At 65.0% G+C, this 1116-nt stretch carries 2 protein-coding genes; one reads left to right on the top strand and one right to left on the bottom strand.

Going from position 1 to position 1116, the window contains the following annotated elements:
- A partial coding sequence (locus ISU07_RS23675) for a hypothetical protein (protein ID WP_194709327.1) occupies window positions 1-732 on the bottom strand: 732 nt, incomplete at its 3' end.
- A 22-nt stretch (window positions 733-754) separates the two neighbouring features.
- Here ISU07_RS23675 and ISU07_RS23670 point away from each other — a divergent pair.
- Window positions 755-1116 (top strand): hypothetical protein (locus ISU07_RS23670; RefSeq protein ID WP_194709326.1); only part of this gene is annotated, 362 nt, incomplete at its 3' end.

The raw sequence follows: 1116 nt of genomic DNA, 5'->3' as shown, positions 1-1116 counted from the left end.
CGGGAGCATCGTCAAGACGACCTCTGGGTCGAGCTCGTTGACCGACACGCTGAACCTGGGTGTGGTCGGTAACGGTGACAAGGGCGACGTCGTGCGGGTCGAGGTGACCCCGAGCGACGGGACTCTGTCCGGGACGACGGTCAACGACTCAGTCACGGTAGGTAACAGTGCGCCGGTGGCCACGGTGGTGTTGTCGCCGACTGGTCCGACCACGAACCAGACGGTGACGGCGACGGCGACGAAGTCGGATGCTGATGGCGACGCGGTGTCGTTGACGTATGTGTGGAAGGTGAACGGGACCATCGTCAAGACGACCTCTGGGTCGAGCTCGTTGACCGACACGCTGAACCTGGGTGTGGTCGGTAACGGTGACAAGGGCGACGTCGTGCGGGTCGAGGTGACCCCGAGCGACGGGACTCTGTCCGGGACGACGGTCAACGACTCGGTCACCGTGGCGAACTCGGCACCAACGGTGACTCTGGCGCCGGGGAACGACCTATCGGTTAACGAGGGGACCCAGCACACGTACGCGTTCAGCGTCTCCGACGTCGATTCAGGGGATTCGTTCGCCGTCGTAGGTGTCTCTTGTGGTGCCAACGCTTCGCAGGTGGGCAGCACGTTCACGACTGCGGTCGGTGGAAGTTTCGTGTGCACGTTCCCCGACGGTCCGGCTTCTTCGACGGTGTCGGTCCAGGTGAAAGACGCTGAGAACGCCAACAGCAACAGCGCCACTCAGTCGGTGACGGTGGCCAACGTGGCTCCGGTCGTGCACCTGTCGGGTCCCTCGGCTGCCGATGAGGGGTCGACCAAGACCTACACCTACACCGTCACCGACGCCGGCCAGGACGACGCCGCGATCACGGTGGTGGAGGACTGTGGCGACAACGGCACCCGGATCAACACCGCGGCGGCGAACAGCTTCGACTGCACCTTCCCCGACGGTCCGGCGTCCTCGACGGTCTCGGTGACCGCCGATGACCACGACTCGGCCAACAACATCGGGTCGGACTCGATCGTGGTGACGGTGGCCAACGTGGCTCCGGTCGTGCACCTGTCGGGTCCCTCGGCTGCCGATGAGGGGTCGACCAAGACCTACACCTACACCGTCACCGACGC

It is taken from the genome of Nocardioides islandensis, from assembly GCF_015352455.1.
GTDB lineage: Bacteria > Actinomycetota > Actinomycetes > Propionibacteriales > Nocardioidaceae > Nocardioides > Nocardioides islandensis.
Note: the sequence above shows the minus strand (reverse complement) of the source record. Positions and strands in the feature narration are given on the sequence as shown.